Raw genomic sequence first — 20,645 nt, 5'->3', positions numbered from 1 at the left:
CGACATGCACCACCGAACGGTCGAGGAGCTCATGAGCCGGGACGTCGTCCGGGCGCGGCGTGACACGCCGTTCAAGGAGCTCGTCAGATTGCTGGAGGAGAACGGCGTCACCGCTGTGCCCGTGGTGGACGAGCTGGACCGTCCGCTGGGTGTGGTGTCCGAGGCGGACCTGCTCCGCAAGAGCGCCGACCAGGCCGACCCCTCGGGCAGGACACCCATCCCCCACCTGGAGGCCTGGGAACGGGCCAAGGCCGAGGGCTCCCGTGCCGAGGAACTGATGTCCGCTCCCGCGGTCTGCGCACGTCCGGAGTGGACCGTGGTCGAGGCCGCCCGCCTCATGGAGACCCAGAACGTCAAACGACTGCCCGTGGTGGACGAGACGGACCGGCTCCTGGGCATCGTGAGCCGTGGTGATCTGCTGCGGGTCTTCCTCCGTCGTGACGAGGCCGTCCGCGAGGAGATCACCGGCGACCTGCTGCGGCGCACCTTGGGACTCGATCCGCGGGACGTGAACGCGGAGGTGCGCGACGGGCGGGTGACGCTCGCCGGCACCGTCGAGTACAGGAGTCTGATTCCCGTCGTCGAGCAGTTGTGCCGTGGCGTCGACGGCGTGGTGTCGGTGTCAGGGAATCTCTCCTACCGGAAGGACGACTCGCGGGACGCGTCCGGCGACAGCTGAGCCCGTCGGGGTCACGCGGGCCGTCCAGCAGCCTGAGGGGCGCTGGGACGGGACGCTGCCATGCCCTGGACGTCGCGGTCGGCGGCGTTCAGCAGCTGGTGGGCGAGGTCGTGCATGGCCCTCCCCGCCGCCAGTTCGTCGCCGATCTCCGGCACGTTCGTGTCCACCGGGTTGCAGTGCGCGGTTCCGCGCCCGGTGAGCGCCGTGGTGCCGGTGTCCAGCGTGACGTGTGCCTTCGTCGTCCCGTCGTCTTCGAAGAGGTGGAGACGCACGCTCCACTGTCCGGTGTGCGACATCGTTCTCTCCTTGCCAGTGTGCGGCGCGCCGCCGAAGTCCGGGCAGCGGTGCTCCAGGTGACCGCACCGCACGGGCCGGCTGGAAACCGGGTGGACGGCATCCGGCCGCCCGCTGGGCGGCCCCGTCTTTCCACCATCGGACGACAGCGTTCCGCGGCCACAGGGCCGAAAGTCCCTGTCGAGCCGGCGACCGGCCCTCGAAGTCGGCTGCGTTCCGTTCGCCTCGCGGTGGGGCGGTCACATCTGGGGGACGACGGCGACTGGACACGGTGCGTGATGCAGCAGTGCGTGGTTGGTCAGGCCGAGTTGCAGGCCCGGATGCCCACGTCGTCGACGGGCGCCCACGACCAGCGGATCCGCTGTCGAGGCGGCTTCCAGCAGCGCCGGGCGCGCAGGTCGCTCGACCAGTCTCCGGCTCACCACCGCGTCCCGATACCTCTCCGCGGGATGGCGCAGAGCGTCGTCGAGAACCTGTGCCGGCGGGCGCCGGTGGGCTTCCAGGAACCACGACGGGGCCTGTGGGGTCGTACAGGCCCCGGACGGTGCGCTCCAGGCATGCACCGCCACGAGCCGGCAGCCTCGCACGTCCGCCTCGCGCAACGCGAAGTCGGCGGCCGTACCGCTGCCTTCCCCGTCCTCGATGCCCACGACCACGCTTCCGAAACGGCCAGCGCGATGCTCCGGGGAGCCGCGAACCACGATGACCGGACAGTCGGCGCGTGCCGCCACGGCGAGGCTGACCGAGCCCAACAGCATGCCCGCGAGGTCTCCGAGTCCCCTGGACCCCAGGACCAAGGCGAACGCGTTACGGCCCTTACCGACCAGTGCCGAAGCCGCGTCCTCCTGCGAGACCTCGCTGGACAACCGGGCCGCTGGGGCGCGCTCCTGGGCGCGCGCGGAGGCGGCGCCGATCACCTGGGACGCTTCCTGCTCTCCGGCCGCCGCGTGCAGCAGATGGAGCGGGATCCCGTGCCGGGCCGCCTCCGCGGCGGCCCAGTCGACCGCTTCCAGGCTCGCCTCGGATCCGTCGACGCCCACCACCAGAGGAATGGTCACCGCGCCTGGCTCCTCTCATGCCGGATTCCACGGCTGGGGGCCCGCAGCCGCGCCCCCACGTGCGTCACGCCGAGGCCCAGGGGATCCTCGGAAGGGAGACACGCCTCGCGCCGGGTCATGCACGTGACGTGCGGACCGCGTACCGGTCGGGTTCGTCCGCCGCCCCCTCCACCTTCTTACGAGACGGAGGCCGTCGCCATGCCGCCAGTCGTCACCGCAGGCCTCACAGCCCATCCGGGAGCCTGGCCGCCGCCTTCCGGGCCGCCGACGCGCAGACGGGGACGACACAGATCACGGGCGCTTCCCCGTCGCCGCCGTTCCTCATGACCGGGTCCGGCCTTCGCGCGTCGCGGGCCGACGCATCCGCGCATCAGCCGGCTGCCAGGCACGACGGAGAGCCGCTCCCACGCGCCGGGGTGTGCGAGACCCACACCGCGACGCTGTTCTTCGTCGGCGACCGGGCCTACAAGCTCAAGAAGCCGGTCGATCTGGGATTCCTGGACTACACCACGGTCGCGGCGCGCCGGGCCGCGTGCGAGCGCGAAATCGCCCTCAACCGCAGGTTCGCCCCGGACGTCTACGTGGGTCTGGGCGAGTTCCGCAGCCCTGACGCGGAGGCGCCCGAACCCGTCGTGGTCATGCGCCGCATGCCGCAGGACCGCCGTCTTTCCCGTCTCGTACGGGAAGGTGGTGCCGTCGACGACGTCCTGCGGACCGTCGCCCGGCACCTGGCAGCGTGGCACGCCGGCGCCCCCCGTGGCCGCGATGTGAACGAACAGGGCACGCGAGACGCGCTGTCGGCACGGTGGGAGGCGAGCTTCGTCCAGCTGCACGCGCTGGCCGCGGAGGCAGCCGTGCCCAAGCACGTGACGGAGATCGAGCGGCTGGTGCGCCGCTATCTCGCCGGTCGCAAGCGGCTGTTCGACACCCGGATCGAGCAGGGCAGGATCGTCGACGGCCACGGCGACCTGCTCGCCGAGGACGTGTTCTGCCTCGATGACGGCCCCCGGGTCCTGGACTGCCTGGAGTTCGACGATCGCCTCCGCTACGTCGACGGCCTGGACGACGCCGCCTTTCTCGCCATGGACCTGGAACAACTCGGCGCTCCGGACGCCGCGGCGTACTTCCTCGCCCGGTACGGCGAGTACTCAGCGGACCCCGCGCCTCCTTCCCTGTGGCACCACTACATCGCCTACCGGGCCTTCGTCCGTGCCAAGGTCTCGGTGATCCAGGGCCGCCAGGGCGCGCCCGGCGCGGACGCGGCGTCGCGACGCCTTGCCGACATGACACTGCGCCACCTGCGCACCTCCGCCGTCGGGCTCGTCCTCGTCGGCGGACTGCCGGGCAGCGGGAAGTCCACACTCTCCGGGGCGCTGGCCGACCGGCTGGGGGTCACCCTGCTCAGCAGCGACCGCATCCGCAAGGAGCTGGCGGGCATCCCGGCGGAGCAGTCCGCGGCCGCCGGCTACGGCGAGGGGCTGTACACACCCGAGTGGACAGCCAGGACGTATGCGGCCCTGCTCGACCGCGCGGCTCTGCTGCTGTCCGCGGGGGAGTCCGTCGTCCTCGACGCCAGCTGGTCCGATTCCATCCAGCGTGAGGCGGCGGTGCGGGTCGCCCGACGCACCAGCGCCGAACTGGTGGCCCTCCACTGCCATGTGCCGGGCGACGTGTCGGCGGCCCGCCTGATCACGCGCGCCCCCGGCGCCTCCGACGCCGGCCCCGAGATCGCCGAGGCCATGGCCGCGAAGGAACCGCCCTGGCCCGAAGCCGTCCCGGTCGACACCACCGGCGCACTGGAGTCGGCCGTCTCTCGGGCACTGACGGCCGTACGCCCGTGGGGAACCGGTCAGGCCCCGGTCTTCCGCCGTCCGTGCGTCGGTGAGGCGCGGTCATGACCGGGCGGCGGTTCTGTCGACCAGGAATCGCGACGCGGCGGACAGCGTGGTCAGTTCCGGGTAGTCCTCCTCGTCGATACGGGCTCCGGTGCGCTCGGACAGTAGTTCGACCAAGCTGAGGAAATCCAGCGAATCCAGTTCGAGCACGTCGCGGAACTTGTCGTCCGGTCGAACCAGAGTGAAGTCGGCGTCGGGGATGATCTGGATGATCGCCTCCTTGATCGCCGACAGGGCCTCCGCGTTGTTCAGGGGCTTCATCCGACTCACAGCTCCTCGGGTCTCTGCAGCAGGCGGTCGACCGCCGTGAGGTAGCGCGCTCCCACGGCTCCGTCCGTGGCCCGGTGGTCGGCGGCCAAGGTCGCGGTCACCACCGGACGCACGCCGAGCATGCCGCTCGCGGCCCAGGGCCGCTCGACGACCGCTCCGAAGCCGACCAGGGCCACCTGGGGCGGGTGTATGACCCCGAACACCGCGTCCACGCCCTGGTCGCCCAGGTTGGTGACGGTCAGGGTGGCGCCGGCCGTCTCGCTGCCGCGCAGCCGTCCGCGGCGGGCTCGCTGGACAAGGTCCTTGAGGCGGGCCATGAGGGCGTCGGGCGGCAGTGTGTCGGCGCGGTGGATCACCGGTGCCAGCAGTCCGCCCTGCCGGAGCGACACCGCGACCCCCAGGTTGATCTCGGAAGCGGGGGCGAATGCGTTGTCGTGCCAGTGGCCGTTGAGGGCCGGCACCTCGCGTGCTGCCAGGGCAGCGGCTTTGAGGAGCAGGGCCGCGGGCACCAGGCGGTCGGCGGGCGGGCGACCGTGGTTGAACCGGCGCAGCCAGTCCTCGGCCGCCGTGAGGTCGACGGTGGTGGACAGGTAGTAGTGCGGGATCTCCCGTTTGGACCGGCTCATGAGGTCGGCGATGGCACGGCGCATGGCGTCCGTACGGTCCTCCGGGCGGCTGTCCACCGGGACGGCCGCGTGCGGGTGCCGCTCGCCGCCACGCGGGCCTCGGTCCGGTCGCTCGGCGCCTGCACGCATGGCCGTGTGCAGGTCCGCCGCCCGCACGGCTCCGCCGTCCCCGGTGCCCCGCACCGCCGCCAGGTCGATGCCGAGGTCGCGGGCGAGGCGCCGTGCGTACGGAGTGGCCCGGACTCTGGGCGTGAGGAGCGGCGCGGCGTGGTCCACGTCGGCACGGGTGATCCGTCCGCCCGGTCCGGTGCCGTGCAGAGTCGTCAGGTCTATGCCCCGGTGCTGCGCCAGGTGCCGTACGAGGGGCCCGGTGCCGATCACCGAGGTGGTTGCGGCGGACGGCTCCGGCAGCACGTGCACGCGCTGCCGGACCGGCTGCTTCCGGGGCTCGGCCGGTGCCGGCCTGTGGGCGTGCTCCGGCTCACGGGCCGCCTTCCGCCGAGGTTGCGGGGGCTCGTGCCGTGCGGCCGGTTTCCGGTCGGCTTCCGCGCGCGCGGCGGTCGGGCGCGGGCGGGTCTCACCGACGGGCTCACCGGCCCCGGCCGTCACCGGTTCCCCGGGAGCGCCCGCCGGCACGCCGGAGGCGGCTTCGCCCTCGATCACCGCGAGCGGCGTCCCCACCGGAACTCGGGCGCCCGGCGCGACAAGCAGCCGTCCCACGGTCCCGGACTCGAAGCACTCGACCTCGATGGCGGCCTTGTCCGTCTCCACGACCGCCACGACGTCGCCCTTGTGTACCCGGTCACCGGGGCTCACGAGCCACTCCTGCAGCAGCCCCTCCTCCATGTCCGCCCCCAGTGAGGGCATGGTGAACGCGGTCATCTCACCCCGACCTCCCGCTGACCGGCGGTCGTTCCGGCGTGTCGGCTCCGGTCGGCACCGGTTCGCCCACGGTTCGCCGCGCGGCGGCGACGACCCCGCCCACCTGGGGCAGCGCGGCCTCCTCCAGCCTGCGCGCGTTCGGCATGGGCACCTCGACGCTGCACACCCGCTCGATGGGGGCGTCGAGGTCGTAGAAGTGCTGTTCCGTGAGGCGTGCCGAGATCTCCGCGGCGAGGCTGCCGGTGCGCCAGCCCTCGTCGACGACGACGGCACGGTGTGTGCGCGCCACGGACTCGCCGATGGTGGCGTCGTCGAGGGGGCGCAGGGTGCGCAGGTCGACGACCTCGGCGCTGATGCCGCCGCTCGCCAGGTCGTCGGCCGCGGCCAGGGCTTTGGGCAGGGAGCCGCCGTACGTGATCAGGGAGACGTCGGTACCGGGCCGGCGGACGGCCGCGTGGTCGATGTCGACAGGCCCCGCGTCGGCGGGTAGCTCGCCCGAGACGTTGTAGAGGCTGCCGTGCTCGAAGATCAGCACCGGGTCCGGGTCGGCGAGCGCGGGTGCCAGCATGTACCGGGCGTCGGTGAGGGTGGCCGGGGTGAGGACCCGGAGGCCGGGGATGTGCGCGTACCAGCCCTCCAGGCTGTGCGAGTGCTGGGCCGCGAGCTGTCGCCCCGCGCCCGTGGTCATCCGGATCACGATCGGTACGGGCAGCTGGCCGCCCGACATGTGCAGCAGGGTCGCCGCGTTGTTGAGGATCTGGTCCAGGGCCAGCAGGCTGAAGTTGACCGTCATGATCTCGACGATCGGCCGCATACCTGCCAGGGCCGCACCGATACCGGCGCCGACGAACGCCGACTCGGACAGCGGGGCGTCGCGGATCCGTTCGGGCCCGAACTCCTCCAGCAGGCCGAGGCTGACGCCGAAGCAGCCGCCGTACCGGCCCACGTCCTCACCCATGAGGAACACTCGCTCGTCCGTGCGCAGCGCCTCGCGCAGGGCCTCGCGCATCGCGTCCCGATAGGTCGTCTTCCGGTCGTCGGGCGCAACGGGTTCGGCGGTACGGGTGCGGGTCGCGGTCATGGCCGGCTCGCCTCCGGGCTGGTGACGTACTTCAGCAGATCCTCGACCGGTTCCTCGGGAGCCTGATCGGCGGCCTCGACGGCGCCGTCGATCTCGGCGGCCAGGCGCTCCTCCATGGCGGTGCGGGCGTTGCCGGTCAGCTCCTTCGCCTCGCGCAGTCGCCGGGCGAGCCCCTCGACCGGGTCGCGCTCCTTCCAGTGCTCGATCTCGGCCTTGTCGCGGTAGCGGTCGGGGTCGTACATGGAGTGGGCGCGGAAGCGGTACGTGCGCATCTCCAGGAAGTGCGGTCCGGTTCCGGCACGCACCCCTTCGGCCGCCTTCCGGGCGGCGTCCTCCACCGCGAAGACGTCCATGCCGTCGACGGCCCAGGAGACCATGCCGTACCCGGCGGCACGCAGCGCGAGGTCCGTCTGGGCCTGGTGCCGGGCCAGGGCGGTACCCATCGCGTACAGGTTGTTCTCGCAGACCAGCAGCAGCGGCAGCCCCCACAGCGCGGCGAGGTTGGCGGTCTCGTGGAACTCGCCCTCGGCGAAGGCGCCGTCGCCGAAGAAGCAGCAGGTGACACGATGGCGGCCGGTCATGCGGTCGGCGAGGGCGAGGCCGGCCGCGAGCGGGAGCCCGCCGCCGACGATGGCGTTGCCGCCGTAGAAACGGCGGTCGGCGTCGAAGAGGTGCATCGAGCCGCCACGGCCGCGGCTGCAGCCGGTCGCCTTGCCGAACATCTCCGCCATGATCGCCTCGGCCGGGACCCCGCGGGCGAGTGCGTGGCCGTGTTCGCGGTACGTCGACACGACCGCGTCGTCGTCCGTGAGCACCTCGTTGACGCCGACGGCCACGGCCTCCTCACCGATGTAGAGGTGCATGAAACCCCGGATACGGGCGGCGCTGTACAGCTCCACGCAGCGTTCCTCGAACCGGCGGACGCGCAGCATCGACTCCAGCAGGGCCAGCCGGTGCGCGGCAGCTCGGCGGTTCGGACGGGAGGCCGTGCGCGGTGAGGGAGGGGTGTGGGTGGCACTCATGCGGGCTGCTCCGTCCTCTGCGTGGACGGCGCCTCCAGGGTGGAGTCCTCCAGGGTGGAGATGTCGCCCTCGGGCAGGCCGAGTTCACGGGCCCGCAGCAGGCGGCGCATGACCTTGCCGCTGCGGGTGTGCGGCAGGTGCTGGTCGAAGGCGATCTCGCGGGGCGCCACGGCCGGGCCCAGCCGGCGTCTGGCGAAGGCCAGCAGCTCCTGCCGCATCGTGGTGGTCGCATCGAAGCCCGGCCGCAGTGTGACGAACGCCTTCACGATGTTCCCGGCGACGGGATCGGGGCGGCCGATGACACCGGACTCGGCGACTGCCGGGTGCTCCATCAGTGCGCTCTCGACCTCGAAAGGCCCGATGAGGTGGCCGGCCGACTTGATGACGTCGTCCGCCCGCCCGACGAACCAGTACCAGCCGTCGGTGTCGCGTCGTACGAGGTCGCCGGTGAGGTACCAGCCGCCCGCGAAGGCCGCCGCGGTGCGTGGCTCGTCGTGCAGGTAGCCGCGGAACATGGACGGCCAGCCGGGGCGGAGCGCCAACTCTCCCTCCACTCCGGGCTCTTCCAGCACGGTCACGTGTCCGTCAGCGACCTCGGCACGGCCGTCCTCGCCGCGCCGCAGTACGGCCGCCTCCACGCCGGGCAGTGGGCGCCCCATCGAGCCGGGGCGGATGTCGCAGGCGGCGAAGTTGGCGATCATGATGGCGCCGGTCTCGGTCTGCCACCAGTTGTCGTGCACCGGCAAGCCGAGCACGTCCCGCCCCCACACCACCGCCTCCGGGTTGAGCGGCTCGCCGACCGACGCGATGAACCGCAGCGCGCCCAGGTCGAAGGAGCGGGGCAGGTCGTACGGGCCGGTCCTCGGCGTCGTGCGCATCAGCATGCGCAGGGCCGTCGGTGCCGTGTACCAGACGTTCACTCGCTGCTCGGCGAGGATCCGGTACCAGCGGCGGGCGTCGTAGTCGCCCTCGTCCACCACGACCGTCACACCGTGCATGAGCGGGCCGACGATCCCGTAGGACATGCCGGTGACCCAGCCCGGGTCGGCGGTGCACCAGTACACGTCCTCCTCGTGGAGGTCGAGGGCGTACAGCGCGGTCATGTAGTGGGCGACGGCCGCCTCGTGCACGTGCACCGCACCCTTGGGAATGCCGGTCGTGCCGCTCGTGAAGTGCAGCAGGGCCATGTCGTGCGGGGAGGTGGGCGGAACGGTGAAGGTGTCGGCCGCCTCGGCCATCAGCGCGGCGAGGGACAGCGTGCCGGGCAGGTCGTCCGGGCCCTCGCCGACGATCAGCACGTGGCGCAGGGCGGCAAGCCTTTCGCGTTGCCCGGCGATCTTCCTGCGGTACAGGTCCGCCGTGGTGACCAGCACCTGTGCGTCGCTCAGCGTCATCCGCTGGAAGACCGGGTCCGGTCCGAAGGCGGAGAACAGCGGGCAGAGGACACTGGTGTTCTTCAGCGTGCCGAGGACCACGGTGTACAGCTCGGGGCAGCGCCCCAGCAGCGTCACGACCCGGTCGCCGTGACCGATCCCCAGGCCGCGGAGCACGTTGGCGAACCGCGCCGTCGAACGGGCCAGATCCCCGTAGGTCATGGAGGTGACGGAATCGTCCCGCCCGACACAGCGCAGCGCGACCGCGGTCGCACGGCCCGATGCCACGTGCCGGTCGACGGCCTCGTGGGCCATGTTCAGCCCCCGTCCGCCGGGCAGCCCGGCCAGCCTGCTCCGCGCCGCCCGCCACGAGAAGTCCGCGCACTCCGTGTCGTAGTCGCGGAGATTGGGGACGACGCGCGGCGGGGTGTCCTTCCGGATGGTCTCCCACGGCATGGCGGCCCCTCCTTCCTTCGGGCCCTCTCCGACCATCCGTCCGATCCGTTCCGTCCGCACTGGGTCGAACGGCCCCCGTCCGCGGCCGGCCGGCTCCGGTCCACGCCCGTGGCTCGCCCGAGACGACGGCCGCACCAGGCTCTCCGGGGGGTGAACCGGTACGACGTCTCGCCTCCGGTTCACGCTGTGGTGCCCGTGTACGGGGAGTGGGGGCGGGAGGCGCACACGTACCTCCTCCCACCGCACGGACCGAGCGTGCCGTCGTGGAGGCATCTCCGACGCTCGCCGGAGATCACGGTTGTCGGCCCGTCTGACGTCAAGGGGACCAACGGCCCTCGCGGACGTCCCCAGGTGGCTCTGTCGGCGCGGCGCTGCACCGGCAAGGCTGCCGTCGTGGGCCTAAGGGACGGCAGGGCCCCATGTGCCGTCCGCCGTGCCGAAGGAGGTCGGTCATGAATGCCGGCACCGATGCGAACGCCGTCCCGGCCCCCGCGTCCGAGGGGCTCGTGATGGGCAAGGACGGCATGGCCGCGCTGGTCGACGTGCTGGTCCGGCGCGGCTTCACCGTGATCGGCCCCACGGCCCGGGACGGCGCCATCGTGCTGGCGGAGCTGCGGTCGGCCGACGAGTTGCCGTACGGATGGGGTGTGGAGCTGGAGGCCGGGCGGTACCGGCTGCGGGAGCGGGCGGACGGCGCGGCCTTCGCGAACGCGGCGGGGCCCCAGTCGTGGAAGTCCTTCCTGCATCCGGCACGTGTCCGGGAGTGGAGTGCCGACCGCGTCGAGGGGGAGGTGGTCTTCACCGCCGAACCGGCCGAACCACCGCGGTACGCCTTCCTGGGGGTGCGTCCCTGCGACCTGCGGGCCATCGCCGTCCAGGACCGGGTGCTGACCGGTGGGACGCACCGCGATCCCGTCTACACGGGACGGCGCCTGGGGGCACTGCTGATCGTGGTCGAGTGCACGGAGCCCGGCGCCACGTGCTTCTGCGTCTCGATGGGCACCGGACCGGCTGCCGGTCCCGGATACGACCTGGTGATGACCGAAGTGGTCGATGCGGACGGGCACCGCTTCTGGGTCCGCAGCGGCAGCGAGGAAGGAGCGGGGATCCTGGCCGAGCTGCCCGCTCGTCCGGTCGACCCGGACACGCGGGAGACGGCTCGTGCGGGCGTCACGGCCGCCGCGGACCGCATGGGACGGACCATGCCCGAGGCCGACCTGCGGGAGCTGATGGCCGGCACGCTCGACGCGCCACGCTGGGACGACGTGGCGGGGCGGTGCCTGACCTGCGGCAACTGCACCATGGTGTGCCCCACCTGCTTCTGCACCACCACCGAGGACGTCACGGACCTCACCGGGGACCACGCCGAGCGGTGGCGGCTGTGGGACTCGTGCTTCGACCTGGACTTCTCCCGGTTGCACGGCGGCCCGGTCCGCGCCTCCGCCCGCAGCCGCTACCGGCAGTGGATGACCCACAAGCTCGGCACCTGGTACGACCAGTTCGGCTCCTCCGGCTGCGTGGGCTGCGGGCGTTGCATCGTGTGGTGCCCGGTCGGCATCGACATCACCGAGGAAGCCGCCGCTCTGCACGACTGGACCCGGTCCGGCGCGGCGGCGGCGGAGCCGGAGGAAGGATGACCACCGTGCCGCCCCCGCTGCCGTACCGCGTCGCCGATGCCTGGGACGAGACCGCCGACACCCGGTCGGTCGAGCTGGTACCGGCCGGAGAGGCGCTCCCGCCCTTCTCACCGGGCCAGTTCGCGATGATCTACGCCTTCGGGATCGGCGAGGTGCCCATCTCGGCCAGTGCCCTGCGCGGCCGCCACGGGGGTCTTGTGCACACCGTGCGCGCGGTGGGCGCCGTCTCGGCCGCTCTGTACCGGCTGCGCCCCGGTGACGGCGTCGGACTCAGCGGACCGTACGGCACCGGTTGGGACCTCGAGGCGGTAGCCGGCCACGACGTGCTGGTGGTCGCCGGCGGCATCGGGCTGGCTCCGCTGCGGCCGGTCGTGCACACGGTCCTGGGCCGGCCGGCCGGGTACGGCCGGCTCGCCGTCCTGGTGGGTGCCCGCACCCCCGCCGACCTCGTCTTCCGGGACGAGACCGAGAGCTGGCGCGGCCCGGCCCGGGTGGAGGTGACCGTGGACCGGCCCGGTCCGGGCTGGCAGGGCGCGGTGGGCGTGGTCACCACCCTCCTCGACCGCCTCGACCTGCGCCCCGAGAGGACCCACGCGCTGGTGTGCGGACCCGAGGTGATGATGCGGCACACCGCACGTGACCTCGTGACACGGGGCCTGGTCCCGCACCGCGTCCAGGTGTCGCTGGAACGCAACATGCACTGCGCCACCGGCCACTGCGGCCACTGCCAGCTCGGTCCGCTCCTGCTGTGCCGGGACGGGCCGGTCGTCGGCTACGACCGCGTGGCAGACCTGCTCCTCGTGAGGGAGTTGTGACATGGTCACCGACCTCGGCCCGGTCATCCGCACACGGCCGACGCTCGCCGTGTGGAAGTTCGCCTCCTGCGACGGCTGCCAGCTGACCCTGCTGGACTGCGAGGACGAACTCCTCGGCCTCACCGAGCGGGTACGGATCGACCACTTCGTGGAGATGACCCCGGCCGAGGGCGCCGAAGGGGAGCGCGCGAGGCTGGAGGGCCGGGGGCCGTACGACCTCTCCCTCGTCGAGGGGTCGATCACCACCGCCGAGGACGCCGAGCGGATCCAGCGCGTCCGCCGCATCTCTCGCCGGCTGGTGACCATCGGAGCCTGCGCCACCGCGGGCGGCATCCAGGCACTGCGCAACTTCGCCGACGTCGACGACTTCGTCGCCGCCGTCTACGCCCGGCCGGAGTACATCGCCACCCTGGAGACCTCGACCCCGGTCTCGGCCCACGTGCCGGTCGACTTCGAACTGCGCGGCTGCCCCATCGACCGCCGCCAGCTCCTCGAGGTCATCACCGCCTACCTGGCCGGCCGCAAACCCCAGATCCCGAACCACAGCGTCTGCTTCGAGTGCAAGAGGCGCGGCACCACCTGCATCACCGTGGCCCACGGCACCCCCTGTCTGGGTCCCGTCACCCACGCCGGGTGCGGCGCGATCTGTCCCGCCTACGGACGCGGCTGCTACGGCTGCTTCGGACCGTCGAGCAAGCCCAACCTGCGCTCGATGATCGCGCAGCTGCGTCGCGACGGGATGAGCGAGCGGGACGTCCAGCGTGTCTTCCGCACCTTCAACGCCGCGTCGCCGGAGTATGCCCCCGTACCCGACCTCGCGGCCGAGGAGCAGCAGAGCCCTCCGGCCTGACGGACCCCGCCCGGAAGGCTCGCATGAACGATCGCGGAACCCGCGTCCTGCGACTGGACGCGCTGGCCAGGGTGGAGGGCGAGGCCTCCCTCCACCTACGCGTCGAGGGGACCACGGTCGCCGAGACACGGCTGCGCATCTACGAACCACCGCGCTTCTTCGAGGCCTTCCTGGCCGGCCGGGGCCACACCGAGCCTCCCGACATCACCGCCCGTATCTGCGGCATCTGCCCGGTCGCCTACCAGATGAGCGCCTGCCGGGCGATCGAGGACGCCTGCGGTGCGACGGTGGACGGCCCTCTCGCAGACCTGCGCCGCCTGCTGTACTGCGGCGAGTGGATCGAGAGCCACACCCTGCACATCTACCTGTTGCACGCTCCGGACTTCCTCGGGCGTGCGGACGTCGTGGGACTCGCCCGGGATCAGCGAGCCGCCGTCGAACGCGGCCTGAGGCTCAAGCAGGCCGGCAACGCGATCGTCGAACAGCTCGGTGGGCGCCCCATCCATCCCGTGAACGTGCGGATCGGCGGTTTCTACCGGACGCCGACACCGGACGAACTGCGCCCGCTGGCGGAACGGCTGCGGCAAGCCCGGGAGGACGCGCTGGAGACCGTCCGGTGGGTGGCGGCGTTCGACTTTCCCGACGCCGCGTGCGACCACGCCCTGCTCGCACTGCGCGACCCGGGCCACTACGCCATCGACACGGGAACACCGGCTGTCATGGCCGCCGACGGCAACGGCGGGGCGCCGAACGAGTTCCCCCTGCCCGAGTTCGAACAGCACGTCCGGGAAGGGCAGGTCCCCCACTCCACCGCCCTGACGGCCACGCTCGACGGCCGTCGCTACCTCACCGGCCCGCTGGCCCGCTACGCGATCAACGGCCGTTGGCTTCACCCCGTGGCCGCCGAGGCGGCGCGGGACGCCGGGCTGGGCGACCCGCTGACCGGCGCCCTCTGCGACAACCCCTTCCGGAGCATCGTCGTACGCGCCGTCGAGGTGGTACAGGCCACCGAGGAAGCGCTGCGGATCATCGACGGATACGAAAGACCTCCGCGGCCGGCCGTCGAGGTACCGCCTCGCCAGGGTGCGGGCTCCGGGGCCACCGAGGCGCCCCGGGGATTGCTGTACCACCGCTACGCCCTCACCGAGGACGGCACGCTCACCGAGGCCCGCATCATCCCACCCACGGCACAGAACCAGACGGCCATCGAGGCGGACGTCCGCAGAGCGGTCCAGGCCCGCCTGGACACGGCCGGGGCCGCCGTGGACGACGAGGAGCTCGCGCACCTCTGCGAACGGGCCATCCGCAATCACGATCCCTGCATCTCCTGTGCCGCCCACTTTCTCGACGTGACCGTGGAACGTCGGTGAACGGCCGGGTCGTGGTGATCGGTGTGGGCAATCCCCTGCGCGGTGACGACGGGGTCGGTCCGGCAACGGTGGAGGCGTTGCGCGGCCGTGTCCCGGACGACACCGTCCTGACGGTCAGCGACGGCGAACCCGCACGCATGCTCGACCTGTGGCGCGGCGCGGACACAGTGCTCGTGGTGGAGGCCCTCCGGACACGGCCGGCCCGGCCGGGGGAGCTGCACACCCTGACCGCGGCTGACGCGGCCCACCGGACGGCAGCTGCGGCGAGCACCCATGCGCTGGGCCTCGGAGAGTGCCTCGCCCTGGCAGAGGCACTCGGGCAGCTGCCGCGGAGGCTCGTGGTGCACGCCATGGAGGTGGCGGAGGTCGCACTCGGCGCGCCCCTGAGCGAAGCGGTGCGGTCGGCGCTCCCCGAACTGATCGACCGGGTCGCCGCTTCCGTTCGGCAGGCACACGAACCGAACCGCGAGCGGTAGGGGGCCGATGGTCCTCCGGCACGGGCCGAAACGCCCTCGCGACCACCGACACGGGATGCGACGGTGAAGTTCAGCCCCCAGTGCCGCTCGCTCACGGCGGCCCCATGAAAGGCGGTGGGGACGGTGACACTTCCTCTGGTGGTGGGCGTGGACGGATCGGACTCGTGCCTGCCGGCGGTCGACTGGGCCGTGGACGAAGCCGCCCGTCACGGTGTTCCGCTCAGGCTGGTGTACGCCTCCTTGTGGGAGCGCTACGAGGCGGCCCTTCCCTCGGTGGACCCGAGGCGGCCCTCCGAGCAGGTGCTGGCCGAGCACATCGTGGCCTCCGCGGCCGATCGGGCCGAACGGCGCAACCCGGATGTGAAGGTCACCACCGACATCGTTCCGGAGGACGCCGCGGCCGCTCTCGTGAGCGCGGGCGACGAGGCGTTCGCGCTGGTGACGGGATCGCGAGGCCGTGGTGGGCTCAAGGGTCTGCTGCTCGGGTCGGTCGGTCTCGGCGTGTCCGCCCGGGCGCACTGTCCGGTGGTCGTGGTCCGGGGTGATCGCGTGGGCCTGGCGGGCACGCACGAGCGGATCCTGCTCGGCCTGGGCGAATCGGACACGACCGCGGAGGCTGTGCGTTTCGCCTTCCGGGAGGCCGAGGTGCGAGGGTGTGTCCTCGACGTCGTCCGGGCCTGGCGCAGGCCTGCTTACGACAGGCACGGCGACCGGTTGCAGCCCGGCGGCCCGGCGGACACGTACGAGGAGCGTGCCGCCGCCGTGATCGAGGCTCTCCTGAAGGCGGCGAGCGCCGAGCATCCGCACGTCCGGACGCGCCGGTCGGTCGTCGAAGGACCGGCCGGCAAGATCCTCGTCGACCGGTCGGCGGCTGCGGACCTCGCGATCGTCGGGGCACACCGCAGGAGGGGCCACTTCGGATTCCAGCTCGGCCGCGTGAGCCATGCGCTGCTGCACCATGCCCAGTGCCCGGTCGCGGTCGTGCCGCAGAGGCAGTGAGCGCGCTCCGCGGCATGCCTGCGCTCCCACTCCTCCGGGCTCGGCGCCGCCCCGCCCGCGCTCCCGGCCCAGAGCGCTCCCAGCGGTTCGGGGACACCGACTGCCGTACGGGGCCGGCCCCTGATGCCGAGGCCGGCCCGGGGTGGCGCACACAGCGCCGCACCCGTCGTCCGTCATGCCGCCGGCTGCTCATCTGTGGCGGTGTGGCGATGGGTCCCGCAGCGTGGAGAGCGGGGGCGGACCGGCCCCGTGGGAAAAGACACCGGAAGAGAAGGTGGGACGTATGGACACGGATGTCTCGAAGCCACGGGTGGTGGTCGGTGTCGACGGATCGCGGTCCTCGTACGATGCCTTGCGCTGGGCCGTGCGCTACGCCGACCAGGTCGGTGGCGCCGTGGAGGCCGTCGCGGTGTGGGAGCTGCCGGGCCTGTACGGCTGGTCCGGGCCCGCCGTCGACATGGAGGTCGACGAGGAGGAGACACGGCAGAAGATGACCCAGGAGCTGACCGACGTGCTCGGCGCGGACGCCGCCGGCTCGGTACGGACCCATGTGGTGCACGGCAATGCCGCCGATGTCCTGTTGCGGGCCGCCGAGGGAGCCGAGGTCCTGGTGGTGGGCAGCCGGGGCAGGGGCGGGTTCGCCCGCGCCCTGCTCGGTTCTGTCAGCCAGCACGTGTCGCAGCACGCGAGCTGTCCCGTCGTGATCGTGCGTTCCCAGGAGCAGTGACCGGAGGCCCCCGGAGACCGGGCGGGCCGGTTCACTGGAACGCCGCATGGATCTCCTGCTCGGTCGCCTCGTGCGAGACGAGCAGGAGCTCGTCGCCGGGAAGAAGCTGCACCTCGGGGCCCGGGACCGTGGGCCGGCCCCCGCGTACGACGGTGGCGACCACGGTGCCGGCGGGCAGCTCGATCTCACCCAGCTTGTGCCCCGCCGCCCGGGACTCCTCGGTGATCGCGGTCTCGATGACCTCGACGCCCGCCTTGCTCAGCCGTAGCAGGGCCACCGTGTCCGTGGCACCGGTTGCCTCCTCGATCAGGGAGATCAGCGGGGTGGCCGCCGGAACGGCCACGTCCACACCCCACCGCTGGTCGAAGAGCCAGGCGTTGTCCGCCTCGTTGACGCGCGCGGCCACCCGCCCCACTCCGAACTGCCGCTTGGCGAGCAGGCTGATGACGAGGTTGTCCTCGTCGCGGCCGGTGGCGGCGATGACGAGGTCGCAGGCGAGGGCTCCCGCGCGTCCCAGGAGCGCCGGCTCGCAGGCGTCCCCGGTCACGACGCGCACGTGAGGCATGTCGCCGAGTTCGGCCACGCGGTCGTCGTCGTACTCGACGAGAGTGACCTCGTTGCGAGCGACGGACAGCACCTGGGCGATCTGGGTACCGAGCCGGCCCGCGCCGGCGATCAGGACCTTCACGTTCCCAGCTCCTTGTCGAGAAAGCCGCTCAGCCGTCCCAGCGCCGTGGCGGCGACGCTGAAGGTGACCAGGTCACCGGGCTCGGCCAGGACACCGTGGGCGGGGAGCAGAGAGCGTCCGGCACGGGTGATCTCCACGACGCGGATCTCGCCGTCGACGTCGAACTCGGTGGTCTGTCGTCCGGTGAGGTAGGACGGCAGCCGGGAGCGGACGAGGAGTGTCTCGCCGTTGCCGAAGGTGAGTTCGGGGGTGAGGTGGCGGTGCAGCAGCATCTGGTGGATGCGGTTGACGGCCCAGCGGACGCCGGAGATCGTCGGGATGCCCAGTTCCCGGTAGATGTCGGCGCGGCGCGGATCGTGGACGCGGGCGAGGACGACCGGCACCCGGTACGTCTCCTTCGCGGTCCGCGCGCTGACGATGTTGCTGTTGTCCCCGGACGTGACCGCGACGAAGGCGTCCGCGTGGGCGATTCCGGCCGTCTCCAGCACGGAGCGGCTGAACCCGTTGCCCACGTGGAAAGCGCCGGGAAAGCCCGGTGACAGCTTCTTCCGCGCCATGGGCTGCCGGTCGACGAGCCGTACGTCGTGGCCCTCGGCGACGAGCTGCGTGGCCAAGGTGGCCCCGACCCGGCCGCAGCCCGCGATGATCACTCTCATCGCCTTCCTCCCTTCGGGGACGTCCTCCGGCGCCGCAGCGCCCCTTTCCTGAGTTCCTCGGCGGTCAGCAGCAGGGCTCCGAACGCGGCCAGGACCGCCCAGTCGGCGGGGGCCAGCGGCGCGGTGTGGAAGACCGCCTGGAGCGGTGGTGCGTAGCTGATGGCGGCCATCAGGCCGATGCCGAAGCAGCCGGCGGCCAGGAGCCAGGGATTGGTCAGCAGACCGGCCCGGAACACGCTCTCCCGGTCGGTGCGCACGGCGAGCGCGTTGAAGAACTGGCTGACGACGATGCCGGCCTGGACCATGGTGATCGCCTCGCGGTAGACAGGATCGTCCCGGGTGAAGTCCGCGTACGGGATGCCGGAGGCGTGGATGTGCCAGAAGAAGACGGCGCACACGCCGAGGGCCTGGATGCCGCCGAGGAAGAGGATGCGGCCCATGACAGACGCCGAGAAGAGGCGCTCCTGGCGGGGCCTGGGCGGGCTGTCCATGACGTCGGGCTCCATCGGTTCCGCCCCGAGCGCCAGGGCGGGCAGCACGTCCGAGCCGAGGTCGATGGCGAGGATCTGAATGGCTGTGATCGGCACCAGCGGGAACCCGGTGAGGGTCGCCGCGAGGATCGGCACGAGTTCGGCGATGTTGTGGCTGAAGAGGTAGATCAGGAACTTGCGGATGTTGCGGTAGACCGAACGGCCCAGTCCCACCGCGGTGGTGATGGAGGCGAAGGAGTCGTCGAGCAGCACCATCACCGCGGCCTCGCGGGCGACGTCGGTGCCGGAGGCGCCCATGGCGACGCCGATGTCGGCGTGCTTGAGGGCCGGGGCGTCGTTGGCCCCGTCGCCGGTGACGGCGACGACCTCGCCGCGCCGCTGCAGTGCCGTGACCACCCGCATCTTGTGCTCGGGACTGACCCGGCACAGCAGCAGTTCCCCGGAGCCGGTCAACAGGGTGTCCAGGCCGCTGTCGTCCAGCGCGTCCAACCGGGTGCCCGTCGCCACGGTCGGGGCCGGACCGCGCACGATGCCGACGCGGCGGGCGACCGCCTCCGCGGTGAGGGGATGGTCACCGGTGACCATGACGATGCGGATCCCGGCCCGCCGGCACGCGTCCACCGCGTCGCGCACCTCGGGCCGCGGCGGGTCGTACATCCCGGCGAGACCCAGCAGCGTCAGCCCCGACTCGACGTCTCCGAGCGGCGGCCGCGGATCGGCTACCCGCCGCCGGGCGACCGCCAGTACGCGCAGCCCCTGTCCGGCCATGCCGTCCGCGGCCGCCGCCACTTGCGCACGGGCCGGATCGGACAGCGGTGTCTTCGTGCCACTCCGGTCGACGGCATCGCAGCGGGCCAGCAGTTCGAGCGGTGCGCCTTTGACGTACGCGAAGAACGTCCCGTCGCTGTCGCGGTGCACGGTACTCATGAGTTTGCGGGCGGAGTCGAAGGGATGCTCCGCCACCCGGGGTGTACCGGCCTCTTCCCGCGCCGGATCCAGGCCGGCCTTCCGCGCGGCCACCAGCAGAGCCCCCTCGGTGGTGTCTCCGAGCACCCGCCACGCGTCCCGCCCGGCCGGCGGCACCAGCCGGGCGTTGCTGCACAGAGCAGCCGCCCGGAGCAGCTCCCGAACGGGCCCGGCATCGGTGACCTCGCCGATCGGCGCATACCCCACTCCGGAAACGGCGTGCGAAACGCCGTCCGCCCACAGCTGCACGACGGTCATCTCCGCCTGCGTGAGGGTGCCGGTCTTGTCGGTGCAGATCACGCTGGTCGAGCCCAGTGCCTCCACCGCGAGCAGTTGCTTGACCAGGGCATGCTGACGGGCCATGCGGCGGACACCGATCGCCAGCGAGACGGAGAGCGTGGCCGGCAGCCCCTCCGGGACCAGGGCGACCATCACACCGAGCGAGAAGACGAACGTGTCGACGAACGGTTGCCCGCTGGGCACACGCACCGCGAACAGGACGGCGCCGGTCGCGAGCGCGACGCCCGCGACCCTGCGGGCCATGAGGGCGACCTGCCGTTGCAGGGGGGTCTTCTGCCTCGGCGCGGCGGCGGCCAGACGGAAGATCCGCCCGAACTCGGTGGCCTCACCGGTGGCGAACACGACGGCCTTGCCCGTGCCCGCGACCAGGTCGGTGCCCATGAAGACGCAGTTGCGCGCCTGCAGGGGAGGCCCTGACGGTACGGGCTCGGCGACGCGAGTGACGGGATCGCTCTCACCGGTGAGCGCGGCGTTGTTGACAGCGGCTTCCTGCGCCTCGATCAGTCGGCAGTCGGCCGGCACCGCGTCCCCGGCCTCGAGGACCACCACATCGCCCGGCACCAGATCCCGCGCGGACAGCTCGCGCCGCTCCCCGTCGCGCAGCACGCGGCAGGTGTGCGGCACCATCGCCTGCAGGGACTCGGCCGTGCGTTCGGCGGAGTACTCCTGCGCGAAACCGATGCCGGCGTTCAGCAGCACCACGCCGAGGATCGCCAGGGCCAGTTGGAGGGTGGCCGGATCCCGGGGCCGCCCCAGCCAGTACGCGAGAAACGTGATCGACGAGGAGACGAGCAGGACCACCGCGAAGAGGTCGGTGAACTGCGCGACCAGCCGACGCCACACCCGGCCCCGGCTCACGCCGGGCAGCTCGTTGGGGCCCCAGCGGTCCCGCCGCACGGCCGTCTCGGCCTCGGTGAGACCGCGCGGGGAGCTTCCCAGGGCGGCAAGGACGTCCGGCACCGGCAGGGTGGGGACTGACGGGCTGGAGGCGTCCGGCCGGTCCTGGGGCGGCGCCGCCGTCGTGACGCCCGTCG

General features: G+C 72.3%; 19 protein-coding genes. 9 read left to right on the top strand and 10 right to left on the bottom strand.

All coding sequences use genetic code 11. The features are described 5' to 3' along the window. The first annotated feature begins 4 nt into the window (after positions 1 to 4). Complete coding sequence (locus ABVB68_RS27425) at positions 5 to 679, top strand: CBS domain-containing protein (protein WP_353603826.1); 675 nt, start codon at positions 5 to 7, stop codon at positions 677 to 679. Between the two features lie 11 nt (positions 680 to 690). Here the strand turns inward: ABVB68_RS27425 and ABVB68_RS27420 are convergent, their stop codons facing one another. After that, positions 691 to 975 (bottom strand): DUF1876 domain-containing protein, encoded by a 285-nt coding sequence (locus tag ABVB68_RS27420; RefSeq protein ID WP_353603825.1) that lies wholly within the window; start codon positions 973 to 975, stop codon positions 691 to 693. A 237-nt stretch (positions 976 to 1,212) separates the two neighbouring features. Then, a complete protein-coding gene (locus ABVB68_RS27415; protein ID WP_353603824.1) occupies positions 1,213 to 2,031 on the bottom strand; it encodes a universal stress protein in 819 nt (272 codons plus the stop codon). A gap of 416 nt (positions 2,032 to 2,447) precedes the next feature. Here ABVB68_RS27415 and ABVB68_RS27410 point away from each other — a divergent pair, with 416 nt between their 5' ends. Continuing rightward, positions 2,448 to 3,929: a bifunctional aminoglycoside phosphotransferase/ATP-binding protein gene (locus ABVB68_RS27410; RefSeq protein ID WP_353603823.1), complete on the top strand. Its 1,482-nt coding sequence runs from the start codon at positions 2,448 to 2,450 to the stop codon at positions 3,927 to 3,929. Here the strand turns inward: ABVB68_RS27410 and ABVB68_RS27405 are convergent. Genes ABVB68_RS27405 through acsA form a run of 5 tightly spaced genes read right to left on the bottom strand, consistent with a single transcriptional unit; the run spans position 3,924 to position 9,636 of the window. Next, the gene (locus ABVB68_RS27405) at positions 3,924 to 4,187 is read right to left on the bottom strand and encodes an acyl carrier protein (RefSeq protein ID WP_353603822.1); all 264 of its coding nucleotides are present in this window, start codon (positions 4,185 to 4,187) and stop codon (positions 3,924 to 3,926) included. The two genes, ABVB68_RS27410 and ABVB68_RS27405, sit on opposite strands and share 6 nt — an antisense overlap. Before the next feature lie 5 nt (positions 4,188 to 4,192). Beyond that, positions 4,193 to 5,704 carry a dihydrolipoamide acetyltransferase family protein gene (locus ABVB68_RS27400; protein WP_353603821.1) on the bottom strand — a complete coding sequence of 504 codons (1,512 nt, stop codon included), beginning with the start codon at positions 5,702 to 5,704 and terminating at the stop codon, positions 4,193 to 4,195. A 1-nt stretch (position 5,705) separates the two neighbouring features. Beyond that, positions 5,706 to 6,785, bottom strand: a complete 1,080-nt coding sequence (locus ABVB68_RS27395) for an alpha-ketoacid dehydrogenase subunit beta (RefSeq protein ID WP_353603820.1) — start codon at positions 6,783 to 6,785, stop codon at positions 5,706 to 5,708. Next, positions 6,782 to 7,807, bottom strand: a complete 1,026-nt coding sequence (pdhA, locus tag ABVB68_RS27390) for a pyruvate dehydrogenase (acetyl-transferring) E1 component subunit alpha (protein WP_353603819.1) — start codon at positions 7,805 to 7,807, stop codon at positions 6,782 to 6,784. Before pdhA ends, ABVB68_RS27395 begins: the two co-directional genes overlap by 4 nt. Then, the gene (gene acsA / locus ABVB68_RS27385) at positions 7,804 to 9,636 is read right to left on the bottom strand and encodes an acetate--CoA ligase (protein ID WP_353603818.1); all 1,833 of its coding nucleotides are present in this window, start codon (positions 9,634 to 9,636) and stop codon (positions 7,804 to 7,806) included. The genes pdhA and acsA overlap by 4 nt, the downstream gene beginning before the upstream one ends. Positions 9,637 to 10,088: 452 nt before the next feature. Between acsA and ABVB68_RS27380 the strand changes: the two genes are divergently transcribed. The 7 genes from ABVB68_RS27380 to ABVB68_RS27350 all read left to right on the top strand — a co-directional run bounded on the left by ABVB68_RS27380 (position 10,089) and on the right by ABVB68_RS27350 (position 16,510). Continuing rightward, positions 10,089 to 11,273, top strand: coding sequence for a 4Fe-4S dicluster domain-containing protein (locus ABVB68_RS27380; protein ID WP_353603817.1), 1,185 nt, complete (start codon positions 10,089 to 10,091; stop codon positions 11,271 to 11,273). Continuing rightward, complete coding sequence (locus ABVB68_RS27375) at positions 11,270 to 12,088, top strand: FAD/NAD(P)-binding protein (protein WP_353603816.1); 819 nt, start codon at positions 11,270 to 11,272, stop codon at positions 12,086 to 12,088. The genes ABVB68_RS27380 and ABVB68_RS27375 overlap by 4 nt, the downstream gene beginning before the upstream one ends. 1 nt (position 12,089) lies before the next feature. Further along, positions 12,090 to 12,938 (top strand): NADH-quinone oxidoreductase subunit B family protein, encoded by an 849-nt coding sequence (locus ABVB68_RS27370; protein WP_353603815.1) that lies wholly within the window; start codon positions 12,090 to 12,092, stop codon positions 12,936 to 12,938. 23 nt (positions 12,939 to 12,961) lie between these two features. Next, the gene (locus tag ABVB68_RS27365; protein WP_353603814.1) at positions 12,962 to 14,308 is read left to right on the top strand and encodes a Ni/Fe hydrogenase subunit alpha; all 1,347 of its coding nucleotides are present in this window, start codon (positions 12,962 to 12,964) and stop codon (positions 14,306 to 14,308) included. Then, on the top strand, positions 14,305 to 14,784 hold the full coding sequence (locus ABVB68_RS27360; RefSeq protein WP_353603813.1) for a hydrogenase maturation protease: 480 nt from the start codon (positions 14,305 to 14,307) through the stop codon (positions 14,782 to 14,784). Before ABVB68_RS27365 ends, ABVB68_RS27360 begins: the two co-directional genes overlap by 4 nt. A gap of 114 nt (positions 14,785 to 14,898) precedes the next feature. Further along, positions 14,899 to 15,783 carry a universal stress protein gene (locus tag ABVB68_RS27355; RefSeq protein ID WP_353603812.1) on the top strand — a complete coding sequence of 295 codons (885 nt, stop codon included), beginning with the start codon at positions 14,899 to 14,901 and terminating at the stop codon, positions 15,781 to 15,783. Between the two features lie 283 nt (positions 15,784 to 16,066). Continuing rightward, positions 16,067 to 16,510 (top strand): universal stress protein, encoded by a 444-nt coding sequence (locus tag ABVB68_RS27350; RefSeq protein WP_353603811.1) that lies wholly within the window; start codon positions 16,067 to 16,069, stop codon positions 16,508 to 16,510. Positions 16,511 to 16,541: 31 nt separating this feature from the next. Here the strand turns inward: ABVB68_RS27350 and ABVB68_RS27345 are convergent, their stop codons facing one another. The 3 genes from ABVB68_RS27345 to ABVB68_RS27335 are packed head-to-tail and all read right to left on the bottom strand — an operon-like array spanning position 16,542 to position 20,571. After that, positions 16,542 to 17,198 carry a potassium channel family protein gene (locus ABVB68_RS27345; protein ID WP_353603810.1) on the bottom strand — a complete coding sequence of 219 codons (657 nt, stop codon included), beginning with the start codon at positions 17,196 to 17,198 and terminating at the stop codon, positions 16,542 to 16,544. After that, positions 17,195 to 17,854: a potassium channel family protein gene (locus tag ABVB68_RS27340; protein ID WP_353603809.1), complete on the bottom strand. Its 660-nt coding sequence runs from the start codon at positions 17,852 to 17,854 to the stop codon at positions 17,195 to 17,197. The genes ABVB68_RS27345 and ABVB68_RS27340 overlap by 4 nt, the downstream gene beginning before the upstream one ends. Next, positions 17,851 to 20,571, bottom strand: coding sequence for a cation-translocating P-type ATPase (locus tag ABVB68_RS27335; RefSeq protein ID WP_353603808.1), 2,721 nt, complete (start codon positions 20,569 to 20,571; stop codon positions 17,851 to 17,853). The genes ABVB68_RS27340 and ABVB68_RS27335 overlap by 4 nt, the downstream gene beginning before the upstream one ends. Positions 20,572 to 20,645 lie beyond the last annotated feature (74 nt).

Origin of the sequence: Streptomyces sp. NPDC096012 (genome assembly GCF_040426375.1) — a bacterium.
Classification (GTDB): Bacteria; Actinomycetota; Actinomycetes; order Streptomycetales; family Streptomycetaceae; genus Streptomyces.
This window is presented reverse-complemented; position numbering and strand designations above follow the sequence as displayed.